Source organism: Lujinxingia sediminis (assembly GCF_004005565.1).
GTDB lineage: Bacteria > Myxococcota_A > Bradymonadia > Bradymonadales > Bradymonadaceae > Lujinxingia > Lujinxingia sediminis.
Window position 1 is genome coordinate 141,777 of record NZ_SADD01000005.1, and the last position, 15,999, is coordinate 157,775.

Annotated in this window: 11 protein-coding genes; all 11 read right to left on the bottom strand. The window is 62.0% G+C overall.

The annotated features are described in order from the left end of the window. Nucleotides 1-36: 36 nt before the first annotated feature. The 11 genes from EA187_RS10960 to EA187_RS11010 all read right to left on the bottom strand — a co-directional run bounded on the left by EA187_RS10960 (nt 37) and on the right by EA187_RS11010 (nt 15,587). A complete protein-coding gene (locus tag EA187_RS10960) occupies nt 37-678 on the bottom strand; it encodes a cytochrome c oxidase subunit 3 (protein WP_115604231.1) in 642 nt (213 codons plus the stop codon). Between the two features lie 89 nt (nt 679-767). After that, nucleotides 768-2,438, bottom strand: coding sequence for a cytochrome c oxidase subunit I (gene ctaD / locus EA187_RS10965; protein ID WP_115604233.1), 1,671 nt, complete (start codon nt 2,436-2,438; stop codon nt 768-770). A 107-nt stretch (nt 2,439-2,545) separates the two neighbouring features. Then, nucleotides 2,546-4,147 carry a cytochrome c oxidase subunit II gene (locus EA187_RS10970; RefSeq protein ID WP_164856196.1) on the bottom strand — a complete coding sequence of 534 codons (1,602 nt, stop codon included), beginning with the start codon at nt 4,145-4,147 and terminating at the stop codon, nt 2,546-2,548. Between the two features lie 126 nt (nt 4,148-4,273). Further along, nucleotides 4,274-5,653: a c-type cytochrome gene (locus EA187_RS10975; RefSeq protein ID WP_127780290.1), complete on the bottom strand. Its 1,380-nt coding sequence runs from the start codon at nt 5,651-5,653 to the stop codon at nt 4,274-4,276. Nucleotides 5,654-5,712: 59 nt separating this feature from the next. Further along, nucleotides 5,713-6,975, bottom strand: a complete 1,263-nt coding sequence (locus EA187_RS10980; RefSeq protein WP_115604238.1) for a phospholipid-translocating P-type ATPase — start codon at nt 6,973-6,975, stop codon at nt 5,713-5,715. Nucleotides 6,976-7,045: 70 nt separating this feature from the next. After that, the gene (locus EA187_RS10985) at nt 7,046-7,678 is read right to left on the bottom strand and encodes a c-type cytochrome (protein WP_164856197.1); all 633 of its coding nucleotides are present in this window, start codon (nt 7,676-7,678) and stop codon (nt 7,046-7,048) included. A 4-nt stretch (nt 7,679-7,682) separates the two neighbouring features. Continuing rightward, entirely contained in the window at nt 7,683-8,510 is an 828-nt protein-coding gene (locus EA187_RS10990; protein WP_127780291.1) for a DUF3341 domain-containing protein, read from the bottom strand. Further along, entirely contained in the window at nt 8,503-9,942 is a 1,440-nt protein-coding gene (nrfD, locus tag EA187_RS10995; protein WP_127780292.1) for an NrfD/PsrC family molybdoenzyme membrane anchor subunit, read from the bottom strand. The genes EA187_RS10990 and nrfD overlap by 8 nt, the downstream gene beginning before the upstream one ends. Nucleotides 9,943-10,025: 83 nt before the next feature. Beyond that, the gene (locus EA187_RS11000; protein WP_164856198.1) at nt 10,026-13,307 is read right to left on the bottom strand and encodes a 4Fe-4S dicluster domain-containing protein; all 3,282 of its coding nucleotides are present in this window, start codon (nt 13,305-13,307) and stop codon (nt 10,026-10,028) included. A 161-nt stretch (nt 13,308-13,468) separates the two neighbouring features. Beyond that, nucleotides 13,469-13,978: a cytochrome c3 family protein gene (locus EA187_RS11005; RefSeq protein ID WP_115604248.1), complete on the bottom strand. Its 510-nt coding sequence runs from the start codon at nt 13,976-13,978 to the stop codon at nt 13,469-13,471. 400 nt (nt 13,979-14,378) lie between these two features. Beyond that, nucleotides 14,379-15,587: an MFS transporter gene (locus EA187_RS11010; RefSeq protein WP_164856199.1), complete on the bottom strand. Its 1,209-nt coding sequence runs from the start codon at nt 15,585-15,587 to the stop codon at nt 14,379-14,381. Nucleotides 15,588-15,999 lie beyond the last annotated feature (412 nt).

A 15,999-nucleotide genomic window follows, 5' to 3' on the forward strand; every position in this document is an offset into this window, starting at 1 on the left:
AAGCGTTGATTCGTATCACAAGGCGCCGGGGCACCTTTAAATCAGGTAGACGAAGGTGAAGACCAGAATCCACACCAGGTCAACGAAGTGCCAGTAGAGCCCGGCGATCTCAACAACAGAGGTGTCGTCTTTGGTGATCTTTCCGCTGCGAAGACCCAGGTAGATGATCACGTTGTAGATCACACCGACCGAGACGTGCAGGCCGTGGAAGCCGGTCAGGATGAAGAAGGTCGCCGCGAAGTTCACGCTGTAGGCGGCCTCGTAGCCCTCATCGAAGAGGTAGGGCCACATATCCATGATCAGGTGGGTCCACTCAAAGCCCTGGATGCCCAGGAAGATAAGCCCGCCGACGATCGTGAAGAGCATCCACTTCCGGGCACGCTCCATGTTGCCACGCATCTGCTCGGCGAGGACGTGGACCATCGAGACGCTGGAGCAAATCAGGATGAAGGTGTTGAGCGCGGTGAGCTGGATGCCTGTGAATCCGAACGCTTCGATAGGAAGCGGCCAGTCACTGCCCGGAGTCCAGCGCAGGCGGGCGTAGCCGGCCAGCAGGCCGGCAAAGGTCATGGCGTCCATGACCAGAAATGCCCACATGCCCAGCTTGCCGTTGGTTACACCCAACGACTCTTCACCGACCATGGAGTCTGCCGCAAGGGAGGCGTTTTGTGATGCCATTTCAAGGACCTCTTAAGTCAATAGCTTAAATCAGGTGAGACCGAGGTGAGAGGCGCCGCGCGGTTGAGCGGCGCCACCCCCTGCGAAGATCAGTCGTCGTAGCGATGCCACAGGCCGCCGGGCTGGTCGGGGCCGACGTGCTGGCGGACAAGCGGCTTCCAGTAGGGCTCGTGATGGAAGTTGTGATGGTCGGGCGGCGAGGTGATCTGCCACTCCAGGGTGAAGCCGTCCTTCCAGGCGTTGTCTTCGGCCACCTTACCCTTGCGCCAGCTCCAGAGCATGTTGGCGATGAAGATGAACTGAGCCAGGAAGAGCACCACCGAACCGACCGAGGAGATCAGGTTGGCGAGCTCAAACGCCGGGTCGTAGTCGTAGTAGCGGCGCGGCATCCCCTTCATGCCCAGCCAGTGCTGGATGAAGAAGGTCACGTTGATGAAGATCGCGGTGAGCCAGAAGTGCACCTTGCCGAGGAGCTCGTTGTAGAAGCGGCCCGTCATCTTGGGGAACCAGAAATAGACGCCGGCGAAGGCGGTCATCAGCGAACCGGCCACGAGTACGTAGTGAATGTGGGCGACAACGTAGTAGGTGTCGTGGAGCTGGATATCAACGGGAACTGCGGCAACAACGACGCCGGAGAGACCGCCGATGGTGAACATCGCCAGGAAAGCCGCGGCGAAGAGCATCGGAGTGTCAAACTTGATCGAGCCGCCCCACATTGTGGCCAGCCAGCTGAAGATCTTGATACCCGTGGGCACGGCGATCAGCATCGTCAGGAACATAAAGCCGACACGAATCTCAAGCGCGATGCCCGTGGCGAACATGTGGTGGGCCCAGACCAGGAAGCCGAGCACGGCGATGGCGATCATCGACCAGACCATCAGGACGTAACCGAAGATGTGCTTGCGGCTGAAGACCTGGATGACCTCACTGACCATGCCGAAGCCGGGCAGAATCATGATGTAGACGGCCGGGTGGGAGTAGAACCAGAAGAGGTGCTGGTAGAGGATCGGGTCACCGCCACCGGCCGGGTTGAAGAAGTAGAACACGCCCGGGAACATGCGCTCAAAGGTCAGCATCAGCAGCGCGCTGGTAAGCACCGGAGTAGCCGCCAGAATCAGGAAGCTGGTGACCGTCATCGCCCAGGTGAAGAGCGGCAGTTGGAACATCTTCATGCCCTTGCAGCGCATGTTGAAGACGGTCGCAAGGAAGTTCACCGCACCCAGGGTCGAGCTCACCCCGACCAGAATCAGGCCTACAACCCAGAAGTCCGCACCCCAGATCGGCGAGTACACCGAGTTGGAGAGGGGCGGGTAGGCCGTCCAGCCGAACTCCGGGAGGCTGTTCATGAAAAAGCCGGCGAAGGTCAGAATCGCAGCCGGAGGCAGGATCCAGAACGCGGCCAGGTTGAGCTTGGGGAAGGCCATGTCAGGCGCACCGATCTGAATCGGTACAATGAAGTTGGCCACGCCGGTAAACGCCGGGATGATAAAGAAGAAGATCATCGCCGTGGCGTGCATCCCCGGCAGCGCATTGTAGAACGCCGCGTCGGTGATGATGTCCGGGCCGGCCTGGGCGAGCTCCAAACGGATGATGACTGAGAGGATGCCGCCCCAGATCGCCATAAAGGTGGCGAAGATAAGATAGAGCACCCCGATACGCTTGGCGTCCGTCGTGCACATCCATTCCTTGAGGTAGACCCACAGGGAGGTCTTGGCCTCTTCGGAGAGAGGAGACAGGTAACCTTTGGCCTTGATTTCCATGATGCGATGCCTCGCCGCTTATTTAGCCTGCATGGGGAGCTGAAAGCTGCCCCAAGTGTAAGTCTTGTCGGTAGAGCACCCCGTGTGGGGTGCCGTGCTCAAACGTCTCAGTTCATGTCGCGTCGGATGCGCTCGATGTCGCCAGGCTGCACCGGTTCGCCTTCGTTGCCGAAGGAGCCTCGCAGGTAGGTCAGCAAGGAGGCCAGCTGGAAGTCGGTCATGGAGCGAGCGACCGGGGTCTTCTCACCGGGCCACTGGTCGCTGTCGGCACCCTTGATGAGAAGTTCAGCCAGGGCTGCGACATCACCGTTGACTTTGCTGCTCCCGGCAAGCGACGGGATGTAGTCCGGGCCCTGTCCTTGACGACCGTGGCAGCTGACGCAGCTCTCGTAGACGCGCTCACCGGCGGCCATCAGGTCGGGCGTAGGAGTCGGTTCAACGCCACCGGCGGGGAAGGGCGGAAGGCCCAGCGATTCGCGAACGCGCGCGACGTCTTCATCGGTGACTTCGCCGCCGCTGTTGCCCCAGCTGAGACGCTCGTGGTTGACGACTGCGGTGACTTCCGCGTCGTTAAGAATCTGGCCGAAGGCCGGCATCACGCCTTTGCCCTGCAGCACGAGCTGGATGTGCGAGTCTTTCTGGCCTTCTTCGACCACGCGTGCAGCGCCAACGAGGGTGGGGAACTGCTCGCCCTGACCCTGACCGCTGTCGCCGTGGCAGGTGGCGCAGCGCGCGGCGAAGACGTCGGGGCCGTTGGCCTCGGTCACGGCGTTCTGCATATCGAAGACCCACTGGCGGAAGCTCGACGGGGTCATGACCACCGCGCGGAAGTACATGTCCCAGTGACCCAGGCCGCAGAGTTCAGTACAGGTGCCCTGGTACTCAATCGCGTTGTATCCGGCATAGGGCGAGACTTCTTCGACGGTACGGGAGCGGCCCAGGTAAGAGACGCGCTGCTCCAGGCCGGAGATGGTCCTGGCGGTGGCGTCATCGCGGGTCTGCATGAAGTCAGGGCGCGTGGTCACGTACTCACGCTCCTGGCGTTCCACCGTGGCGAAGCCATCGACGCGAACCTGGTTGACCGGGCCGTCGGCGCGGAACCACCAGTAGTTGAATCGACCGGGGACGGCATCCATCTTGATGCCCAGGTCGGGCACGAAGATCGAGTGGATGACGTCGCGAGAGGTCACCTCAAGTTTGACGTTGGTGTTGGCCGGAACCACCAGGTCTCCATGCACCAGTCCGCCATGATCCGGGTACACAAACTGCCAGTCCCACTGATAGGCCACGGCTTCCACGGTCATGTCGATGTCATCGGGGATGACCTCGGTGGCGAACATCACGTTGATGGTGGCCACACCGATCCAGATCTGAAAGACCACCGCCGCGGAGGTCCAACCTGCTTCGAGCATCAGGTTGCCGTGGTTCTGCACGGGACGCTCATCATCGCTGCGACGGCGGAACTTGATGATCGCCGACACAAGCACCACCTCAACGATGATCAACACCCCGAGACAAATCTTGGCGATCATGTTGTAGAGCCCGGTCATCTGACGACCGTTCTCACTGTAGTGGGCGATGAAGTCCCCGGAGCCGGGTACCGCGAAGGCGGTCGCCGGAATCAGCAGCGCCAGAGTGATCGCGAGGAGCAGCGCGGCGCGCTTGAGGTGACGAGGGTTGAAAGAGCCGCTCATGGTTTTTTTACTCATAAGGTTGCCGTTCGTCGGAGGCGCGAGGCCCAGCATCTGCGACGTTTGACTGGAGGTTGAATCGTTCATAACGCAGAGCGTGGAGTCAATGAGCTCGCCGCCTCAGAGGCGACGAACGTATCAGTATCAGGGCTGCGTGGCCGGAGCTTCCTCAGCGGGAGCGCCTTCAGCAGGAGCCACGGTTGCATCGCCATCGGCCGGAACAGTGACGTCTTCGATGGCCTGCTGCGTACGTACGCGGTCACTACCTTCGCCTTCAAAGCCTGCGATATACGCCTGGAGATCCTTCCAGTTCTGCTCGGAGAGCGAAGCTGCCGGGCTCATGTTCGGAAGCGTGGAGTGCACACCACCGATGGTTCGCGCCGCGACATCCTGGTAGGTACCACCGACGGAGGCCGGTACGAGACGCCCCACGTTGATGTAGAGGAAGGGCGGGAACGCGCCATAGGGGCCAACGTTGCGGGCGCCCGCGCCCTGGCTGCCGTGGCAGCTGGCGCAGGTCTGACCGTAAATCTGCTGACCGGCCGCGGCGTCGGCGTCGGTGGCGAGCACCGGATCGCCGTACTGCCCGAGACGAATCAGGCGGCTTTCGGAAGCGTCGGCGGCCAGGAAGCGCATCGCGTCGTTGACCGGGATGGCGTCGGGACGCGGCGGAGCACTGAGCGAACGGCAGACTTCATCAACCTGTTCGTCGGTGGCCGGTTCCTGGTTCTGTGCCGGGATGAAGGACTCACGCACATAGTGAGTGAGTGCCCAGAGCTCCTCTTCCGGGAGGTGGCCGTAGGCCGGCATCGAGGTTCCGGAGATGCCCGCGAAAAGGGTGTTGTAAACGGCCAGCGCGCTGGTGCCGTTGGTCCAGTCGGCGGGAGGGGCCTCGAAGTTACGCGGCGGCGGGTTGAGCGCACCGCCGGCAGGGCCATCGCCCTTGCCCTGGGCGCCGTGGCAGGAGGCACATTGCTGGGCGAAGACTTCTTCTCCCTTGGCCAGCTGCTCGTCACCCGAGGGCTCGACCAGGTCGGCGATACCCACGCGAATCTCCGGATCGCATACGCCGAATTCGGCTTCGCGACGGATGCGCTCAGCGAGCTCGGCCGGAACCGGGTTCGGGGTGTCAATCAGGCTGTGAACGTAGTGCGACACGGCCCATTGATCCTGGAAGAACAGGTTATTGAAGGGCGTATGCTCGAAGTTCTCAGTGGCGTAGCCGTGGGCGACGACGCTGTAGATCGACTCCAGACCTGAGCGTTCCACCGCAGTGCCGACAAAACCCTGGGCACCGTTGCGCTCGGCAAGCTCGGCACCACCGCGGCCTTGGTCACCGTGGCAGGTAGCACACTGTTCGGCGAAGACCTTCTCCCCGCGTTCGATCTTCTGGGGGGTCGGCACCAGCATGCGGTCGAGGGTCTGCAACCCGATGCCCTGTCCGTAGACAGTCGGGATCAGGGCGACCATGCCGCCGGTGACCAGCGCGATTTTAAGACCATTTTTAAGCGTAGCGTTTTTCATGACGTCACTGCGAAGAGCGTGGATGCCAGAACCTCAAGAGCGTTCGGATAAAGTAGCACTTACTCCGGCTTGCCATTGGGGTAGATGAGGTGGTCGTGGGAGTGCGGGATGCTCTCAGCCAGGAAGGGATCTTTGAGAGGCACCAGGTTGTGCTTGGCCAGGGCGCGACCGACAACCACGATGAAGAGGCCGACAAAGCCCAGGGCGATCGGAAGTTCAAAGACCGGCCACAGCGGCGAGTAGCTACCCTTGATCGAGGGGTAGGGGGCCACCCAGAGCCACACTTCGTAGAGCTGGGTAAGAATCAGCCAACCGCACACGTACTGCAGGATGTTGTTCTTGTTCTTCTTATGCTCCTGAGGAAGCAGAAGAAGGAAGGGGATGATGAACTTGATGAAGGGCAGAATGAGCAGGAAGAAGCCCCATCCGTTGGTCGTACGGTGGACGTACCACTCGGCGGCCTCAGGGATGTTTGCGTACCAGATCAGCAGGAACTGGCTAAACGCGATGTAGGCGTAGAAGACGGTGAAGGCGAAGACCAGCTTGCCCATGTCGTGGATGTGCTGGGTTCCCACGGTATCACCGAAGAAGCCGCGGCGCTTGAGGTAGAGGATGATCAGAACCATCACGCTCAGGCCCGACTGGAAGAGGCCGGCGAACGCGTAGACCGAGAACATCGTCGAGTACCAGTGCGCGTTGAACGACATGATCCAGTACCAGGTCATAAAGGAGAACCCGATAACAAAGACCAGCAGGAAGCCCGCGCTTACCCAGATGTTGGTGTGGGTAAGTTTGTAGCCGCCGACTTCATCCTGCTTAAGGCTGTTGCGACGCATCCAGGTGTAGAAGCCAAACCAGGCCAGGGTCGAAGCGATGGTCGTGAGCGCGATGCCGGTGAAGTTGAGGAAACCACTCTTCGCGGCGACGACAGCGTCGATGTAGCTGTTTTCAGCCGGATCGGCCGGGAGCCACTTAAAGAGGGATTCAGCACCGAGAAGTGCGATGGCACCGAAGACGATGACCGGCAGCAGGAACGCGCCGAAGGCTTCGGGTACACGGCGAATCGCGACGCTCCAACCGGCCTTGGCCAGGTACTGCGTGGCGATAAAGAAGGGGCCGGAGAGTCCCAGGCTCAAGGTAAACCAGAACCCGATGATGTAGCCGCGCCAGGCGCGCACCGCGTTGTACTCTCCCATAAGGAGACCGACCACAAAGACCACAAGGCCCAGCACAAAGAGCGCGAGTCCGGCTGTCTGGAAGCCCCCGGGGAGCTCGAAGCGCTTAGGCGGCGCGATGTCGTGGTGGTGAGATGAGTGAGCCATTGGAGTTTGCCTCTATGCTAATTCAACGGTCGTTCAAAGAGCGCTGTGCGCGTCCGTGAGTCAAATGGGGTTACTGGTCGCGCATCCGATCCAGGTCGATGGGCTCGGGGAAGTCGGCTCGTTGCAGGGCTCGCACGTAGTTAACAACCGCCCAGCGTTCCATATCGGTGAGGTTGTTCTTGTAGGCCCACATCGCGCCCTGGCCGTAGGAGACCACGTGGTAGATGCGTCCGTCTTCGTAGCCGCGCAGCTTGTCGGTCAGAAGGCTCGGCGGTGCGCCGTAGGCTCCCGAGACGACAATTGTGCCATCGGCGGCACCTTCGCTGCCGTGACACACCGAGCAGTTGGTGCGGTAGAGGAAACGGCCGTAGTCCAGGCTCTGTGCGTTGACCGGCACCGGGTTGACCAGCTGCGCGCTGGCGTCGGGGCTGGGTTGGTCGGGGCGAAGCAGGCCGTTGACCGCAACGGTGGCCGGAGGCGGTGTACGCATCCCGGCGATTTGATCATCGCGGAAGACCGGCTGGGCCTCCTGATCTTTGTAGCTCGTCTGGTTATGCATGCCTTCGATGGGGTTCATCTCACCAAAGGGTTTGCTGCCGTCGGCCGGGATCCCTACCTCATAGATGCAGCCCACGAACGAGGCGCCCAGGAGGGCCAGCGCGGTCACAGCGACGCGAGTTTTTAGCGTGCTTGGAATGCTCATGAGATTAAGCGCCTTTCGTGATGGTTCGAATTTCAACCGGATTGAGCGTCTCGAGAAAGCCTCGGACTTCATCGGCATCAAAAGCGTCGTCGTCGGCGGAGATCCACAGCACGAAGCGGTCCTTGGAGATCTCCGGGTCGATGATGAAGGGCTTGCGGAAGCAACCGGCCGCGATGAGCATCACCAGCGCGGTGGTGACACCGGCAAAGAGCACGGTGAGCTCAAACATGATCGGCACAAAGGAAGGCCAGGGCGCGTAGGGCTTGCCGCCGACGATCATCGGCCAGTCAAGGGTCATCATGAAGAACTGGAGCGCGTTGGCGGTCAGGAAACCCGCCGAGCCGGCACCGAAGGTCACCCAGGGAATCCAGGAGCGGCCCAGACCCATCGCGTCGTCCATCCCGTGAATGGGGAAGGGCGAGTAGGCCTCAAAGGCATCGTACTTGGAGTCACGCGTGTGCGCGGCGGCAAGCATCAGGTCGTCGGGCAGATCGAAGTAGGCAGCAATACCCTTCATGCCTTCTTCGTCGGTGACATCACCCGCGCTCGGCGGGACGTCTCCGTCACCGGCGCCGTTGAGGCTTTCATCCGAAGGCTCATCGGCCTCGTCGCCCTCGTCGGCACCGGACGCCTCCACAGCCGCTTCGCTTTCGTCAGAAGCCGAGGCTTCGTCAGAGCTGGCGCTTTCTTCGGCCACGTCTTCTTCTTTTTTGTCGTCTGCGTCGTTCACAGTCGTGCTCTCGTCGGCCTTCGCTTCGGCTGCGGGGGCCTCAGCGGCGGTCTCTTCGCTGGTTTCTTCCAGCGTCTCTTTGGTCTCTTTGTCCTTAGCCACCGACGACCTCCTTACGGTTCTTGCGCGAAGCTTCTTCAGGCGACATGACAGCCTTAACTTCGAACATGGTGATGGTGGGCAGCACGCGGGCGAAGAGCAGGAAGAGGGTAAAGAACATCCCGAACGACCCGATGGTCAGCAGCCAGTCCATCGCCTTGAAGTTGTACATGCCCCAGGAGCTGGGAACGAAGTCGCGGTGGAGCGCGGTCACGACGATGACGAAGCGCTCAAACCACATACCCAGGTTCACAAAGAGCGAGAGGATGAAGAGCACCGGGATGGAGCGACGCAGCTTCTTGAACCACAGCAGCTGCGGGAGCACCATGTTGCAGCCGTACATGATGAAGGCCGACCAGGCATAGGGGCCAAACATACGGTTGGCGAAGTGGAAGCGCTCCGCGGGCACAGCCGAGTAGTAGGCGATGATGAACTCGGTGAGGTACGCGATGCCGACCACGCCACTGGTAAGCAGCACGACCTTGGCCATGGCTTCCAGGTGGTTGATGGTGATGTAGCTCTTCAGGTCGAAGACGTGACGCAGGATGATCGTGAGCGTGATGACCATCGCGAAGCCACTGAAGATCGCGCCCGCAACGAAGTAGGGCGGGAAGATCGTCGTGTGCCAACCCGGAATCACGGAAACCGCGAAGTCGAAGGACACGATGGTGTGCACGGAGAGGACCAGAGGCGTGGCCAGACCGGCCAGCATCAGGTAGGCGGCCTCATAGTGGCGCCAGGAGCGGTTTCCACCGGTCCAGCCCAGGCTCAAGATGCCGTAGATCTTCTTGCGCAGCGGGTGCTTCGCACGGTCGCGAATGGTGGCCAGGTCAGGCACCAGACCGACGTACCAGAAGACCACCGAGATCGTCGCGTAGGTCGAGACGGCGAAGACGTCCCACAGAAGCGGCGAGTTGAAGTTGACCCACAGCGGTCCGCGTCCGTTGGGAAGCGGGAAGAGCCAGTAGGCAAACCAGGGGCGGCCGGTGTGCAAAAGCGGGAAGAGACCGGCGACCATAACGGCGAAGATCGTCATCGCCTCGGCCGAGCGGTTAATGGCCGTACGCCAGTTCTGCCGGAAGAGGAAAAGGATGGCCGAGATCAGCGTCCCGGCGTGTCCAATACCAATCCAGAAGACGAAGTTGATGATGAACACACCCCAGCCGACCGGGTGGCTGATGCCGCTGGTACCGATACCGGTACCGATGGCAACACCCAGCGAGCTGAGGAAGACAAGCATCAGCAACACCGAGGGTACAAACACCGCCCACCATCGGGCCGTGGGCATCACCTCGGTATGGCGAGCGATGTCATCATCGACCTGCGCCCAGGTCTTATTATCGGCGACGAGGGGCTCTCGCCGGGCCAACGGGCCGCCAAAAGGCCCTTCGGCTTCGGCAGCCCGGGGGCGTCCCTGTAGTTCACTCTGTTTCATGCCGGAACTCTTTGGAGCGTCAGTGGATCAAAACATCGGGGAACCGGGGCACCCTAAGAGGGGGCCCCGACAACAATAGGTGCTTAGACGAGCTCGTCGTCGGTGTTCCAGATGCTGGTCATATAGGCGATCGCCGGGCGGGTGTTGATATCGCTCAGCGCGAAGGTCGCCCGCGGTGACTTGTGCATCTTCGAGACGGTCTGGGTGTCGTCGAGGACGTTGCCAAAGTCGATGGCACCGGCCGGACAGGCCTGCTGACAGGCGGTAACGACTTCACCCTCGCGGAAGGAGCGGCGACCTTCTTTCATGATCTCCCACTTACCGCGGCGGATGCGCTGGACGCAGAAGGTACACTTCTCCATGACCCCGCGGGTACGCACGGTGACGTCGGGGTTAAGCCCCAGCTGAAGCGGCTCGGTCTGGTTGAGACGACCGTGCTCTTTGAGCTCGGGGTAGAGGCGCGCAAAGAAGGTGTCTCCGCGGTTCTCCGAGTAGTTGAACCAGTTGTAGCGGCGCACTTTGTAGGGGCAGTTGTTGGAGCAATAGCGGGTACCGACACAGCGCTGGTAGCTCATCTGGTTGAGGCCGTCGCTGCTCTGCATGGTTGCAAGCACCGGGCAGACCGTCTCGCAGGGAGCACGGTCACAGTGCTGACAGAGCATCGGGTGCATCAGAACGCGGGGGTTCGCAAGGTACTCACCGAAGGCGACCTCGGGCTCGGAGCTGTACATCGGATCGTCAATGACCGAGGAGCGGATCTTCACCGCTTCTTCAGGAAGCTGGTAGTAGCGATCGATGCGAAGCCAGTGCATCTCGCGACCTTCCAGGACCCCCTGGCGGCCGACGACCGGGATGTTGTTCTCTTCCTGGCAGGCGATCACACAGGCCGAGCATCCGGTGCACTTGGACATGTCGATGGACATGCCCCACTTGAGGTTGCCGAAGTCGTGATCTTCCCAGAGGTTCTTGGTGGCAACCGGGTGGTGGATGCCGGCGTCGGGCTTCTCGCGGTACTCCTTGAGCTCGGCGGTTGCCATGATGCGGTGGTAGTCCACATCAATGACGTTGCCTTGCTGCACGGTGGAGAGGACTTCGACGTTATCGGTCTTCTTGATCGTGGCTTTGATGCCCGAGTAGAGCACGCCGTTTTCGCCGCTCAGGGAGAGCTTGAAGGCATTGGCGCCCACGCCATTGGCGACATCGCCGGCTGCGGTACGACCGTAGCCGAGGGGGATGCCGATGACGTCATCGTGCATGCCCGGAACCATGATCACCTGGAAGCTCAACTCGGGGCCACCTTCGACCTGAACGGTGATGTACTGACCGTTCTTGAGCTTGGCACCTTTGAGGGTCTTGTAGCTGACCATCGCGTAGGAGCCCCAGACGTGCTTGGAGATCGGGTCGGGGAGTTCCTGGAGGTGACCGTTGTTCGCCTGGCGACCGTCGTAGAGCGGGATCGAGGCGAAGAGCTGCAGGACCTTGCTGCCCAGATCGTCGGCGGCCGCAATCTCGGTGAGAGCGGAGGGCAGGTTGGCGACCGTCTGGCTCACGCGCAGCGAGGGTGTCGTCTGTGCGTCGTTGCTCAGGTAGACGCCTTCGCGCATCGTCGCGAGCCAGAACTGATCGAAGCTCGCCAGCGAGTCGGCCTTCGGATAAACCTCGCGCTGCCAGTAATCACGCAGGAAGCGGTAGAAGGGGCCGGTATCGTAGGTCTGACCCGCGCCGGGATGGTTGCCTGCAGGCTGCGGCGGGGCAGGGATGAAGGCGGCCAGCGTGCGGCTGAGCTCGGCGGTGCCGAACCAGGTCATCAGGCTGTCTTCGAAGGAACGCGTGTTGTAGAGGGGCAGGATCGCCGGCTGGCGAATCGCATGCACACCGACGCGGGGGTTGGAGTCACCCCAGGCTTCGAGTGAGTGACAGCCGGTGGCGACGTAGTGCGCCTGGCGAGCGGTTTCATCGAAGTGCGTCGACGTGCTGATCACGAGGGGCACTTTTGCCAGCGCTTCAGCGACGTTCAGCGAAGCCGGGGCCGAGTAGACCGGGTTCGTCCCGCTGATGATGAGCATGTCGACATCGCCGCTTTCGATCTCAGCGATGAGGGCCTTCAGCTGGGCCAAACCGGCGGCGCCGTAGCTGGGGCGGTCGCGCTCAATGGTCTGCCCGTCGTTGCCAAGCGCGGCGTTGATCAGGTTGACCGCGCTCTCCAGGGCAACGCCGTTGCTCGTCGCGCTGGCGTTACCGCCGGCGACAACAATGGACTTACCGGCGGTTTGCGAGAGCTTCTGCGCCACACTTTCAATGATCGCCACGTTCAGATCGCCACCGAGGCGTTCTACGACGGCGGCCGGGGTGAACGCGCTCAACGCCTGGCGCACCGCGCCGGCGGGAACACCCTTCGGGCTGTGTGCGGTGAAAAGCTGATGCGCCACCGCCATCGCCACATCGACCATCGCGTCGGGACGAACGCGAACACGCTGGTCGGCGTTGATACCGGTCAGGGTGAGCGTCGACTCAAACGCGATCAGCTGTGACATGTCCGCGTCGGGATTACGACGGCTGGCAAACTGGCGGGTGAACTCCGAGGGGGAGAGCCAGGTGCCCAGGAAGTCGCTGCCGAACGAGACGATCAGGCTGGCCTTATCAAAGCGGTAGTGCGGAACGTGGGCGCTGCCGAACGAAGCTTCGTTTGCGGCGAGCATCGCGTCGTCACCGAGCGCTTCATAGGTGTAGTGACGCGCGTTGGGCACGCTGGAGGTCACTTCCGCGATCAACGCGTCGGTGGCCGGACCGTGCACCGCACCGGTGAGGATACGAAGTCCCCCGCCGCCGCGAATTTCACTGAGCTTGGCCGCAACCTGCGAGTCGATGTCTTCCCAGCTGACCGCCGAAACGCTCTCGCCGCTGACGCGCTGCGCGTCACGCAGGCGATCCGGGTCATAGAGGTCGATGTACGAGGCCTGGCCGCGAGCGCAGAGAGCACCCTGGCTAACAGGGTGCTGCGGGTTGCCTTCGAGTTTGATCGGGCGACCGGCGCGCGACTTCACCAGCATGCCGCACTGCGAGGGGCAGGCCGTGCAAACGCTGGCGTAGTGGTTGGACATGCCAATGCGCACCTCTTCGGGGCGATCGACATAGGGAACGATCTCGCGCACGGGGCGACGGCACGCCGCGCTGCTCATCGCCGCGGTGGCCGCAGCGACGCTGCTCACCCGCAGGAAGTCACGGCGGTTCATCTTCAAAGGCTCAGAGCCGTCGGAGAAGCTCAGCGTGACATCGCCCTGGGCGTCGGCGCGCAAAAGCGCCGAGGCGCCCGGTTGCGGTTCCGAGTGCTTGGGAAGATCGGGATCTTTGAGGTGCTTACTCATAGCGGCCATTCGTGGGGCAGACGGGTCGGTGGTCTATGCGACGCAGTCCGACCTGACGTTGAGTGAAAACTTCCTCGGCGCCGTCTCAGGTTTCGGGGCGCCTTCAACTGAGATCGCACACCTGCGCCTGGCGCCCTGGAAGACGCCGCGCAGTGTGAGGATCAGTAGTGACAGGTCACGCAGTCGATCGGGGCGTTGTGCTGGGGCTGTCGGTGACAGTCCACACACCAACCCATGTTGAAGGGGTTGGTCACTTCGACGACGTCCATGCGGTTAACCGCACCGTGGCACTCCGAGCAGTCGATGCCTCGGGTAATGTGCGGGGTGTGGCTGAACTGCACGTGGTCAGGCATGTCGTGCACCTTGACCCACTTAATCGGGGTGCCCTCGCGCCAGCTCTTATGGATCTTCTGGATCTCGGGGCTCTCGGTTTTGACCTGCGAGTGACAGTTCATGCAGGTGTTGACCGAAGGGACGCCCGAGACGGGGCCTTCGCCGGGGTTAACGTGACAGTAGCCACAGGGGATCTCATTGATCCCTGCATGAAGCTGGTGGCTAAAGGCGATAGGCTGTTCGGGAGCGTAGCCCTGCCGGGGATTAAAGCAGGCCGAGAACCCGATCGCGGCGGCGAGCACCAGGATGCCAGCGATGGTCAGATAACGAGCATTCATACGTCCAACGACTCCGTGAACCGATGGGATAACTTCGTCGAGCAGGCGCGGGGCGCCAGATTCAATAAGAGCAAAATGCCCTTCGAAAACGAGGCCCTTATTCACATGCGCTGCGCGAGCTTGTCAATACGTTTATGTCCTCGCCTAAGATCGCGTTTCGCCTTGATTTTTCGCGGCGAGAGTGAGTTTGGACGAGTCCGGGTAAGTTGTGTGTGAAATATTCCAGCAATAACGCAAGGTTACCCCCGGTTGGGGGCAAGGTGTTGAAAAGACCCGTATTTTGCGTTGCCGAACTTCACGAGGCAGAAGGTAGCAGCGCCCCTGCTCAAGAGCCAGTTGGGAGAGGAGCGAATCGCTGTGGCAATTTGACGCATAAGTTCCGGCTACGGGCCGGGCGCTATCATGCGGGCTGGTGTTTCGGGCGCAGGCGCGGCCAGATGACCCACCACAGGGCAGCGGTGATCCCGAGCAGAACGCCCGAGAGTACAAAGGGAGCGGAGGGGCTGAGTGCGGCGAAGAGAACGCCGCCGGCGGCCGGTCCGGCAATGCGTCCCAGGCTTGAAGCAGACTGCAGGATGCCCATGATCTGACCGGTATGTCCGGGATCGTCGGCCTGCTGGGAGGTCATTGAGAGGATGCCCGGATGCACCAGCGCTCGCCCGATCGTGGCGAGTCCGAGCATCACGAAGAGGTAGAGAAGTGAGGGGTTAAGCGGCGCGAGCGCCAGGCCGATGGCCAGAGCCGCCAGGCCCACACCGGTCATGCGTCGGTCCCCGAGTCGGCGAGAGATCGGACCGACACCTCCCTGGAAGATCGCCATGGCTACGCCCATCGCTGCGAAGATGAACCCGACCTCGACGATGTCGTAACCGTAGGTCTTTGACATGTAGAGAAAGAAGGTTCCTTCGAGGACGGCAAGCGCCACGGTGTACATGAAGAAGAGGGCGCAGAGTGCGAAGATGGGACCGTTTCTGAGATGTTCGCTGACACGCGCCGGACGGTAACGCACGCGGTTGGCACGTCGGGTCTCCCTGGAGGCCGGGGGCTCAATGAGCACGAAGGCCGCCAGGACGAAGGTGAGCAGGCTCAGTACAGCGCTGGCTGCGAAGGGCAGGCCCGCTCCCATCAGTCCGGCACCCGGCCGGGCAAACGTTCCGACGATCGCGCCGATGGCCGGTCCCAGGGTAAAGCCCAGTCCGAAGCTGATGCCGATCACCGCCATGCCGCGGCTGCGACCCCTGGCGTCGGTGCTGTCAGCGATTAAGGCGCTGGCGGTGGCGACGTTGCCGGCACAGAGCCCGGCGGTAAAGCGAGCCGCATAGAGAAGTGGCAGGCTCATCGTCAGGGCGGTGAGTAATTCAAGGAGTGCTGCCGCCAGAAAGGTCGCCATGAGCACCGGTTTTCTACCGATGCGATCGGAGAGGCGGCCCCAGATCGGCGCCATGATGAATTGCCCCAGCGACTGCGTGGCGTAGAGCAGTCCCACATCCACCGCAGTGCCACCGAGTGCCTCGGCCATGGCAGGCAACACCGGGATGGCTATGGCAAATCCGGTGATGTTGAGCAGGAGGATGGGAAAGAGGCGGCGTATCGGACTTCGGGCAGTCATGGGGGCCGGACGCAGGTGCAAGCGGGAGAAGGGATGCGCCCTGGGGCGCACCGTGACGAATGTTGGCCCATCCGGGCCCGGGCCTCTTGTGGCACGGAGGCGTCCGAATCGCAACACTCGCCCAACGCGGGCCTCTCGCAGGCTCATTCCTTGCCGTGCTGTGGCAGCTTGTCGCAGGGAGGGGGGGGGGCGCGAGGGGGCGCCTGACTCCGGGCGACGTCCGGGCCCTTGAGCCGGGAGTAGGCCGACGTCGGGGGAGGTCGGATCGCGCGGGCGACGGGCTGGCCAGGATGCCTCGTTGGTGAGATGTCAGGGAGTGGGGAAGGACTGCCGGCTTAAATAAACAGAGGCGCCCTGATTCCGGCGAAAGACCTCGGGTTTGTGAGGTTACGCATACGTTTCAGGGGCTCGT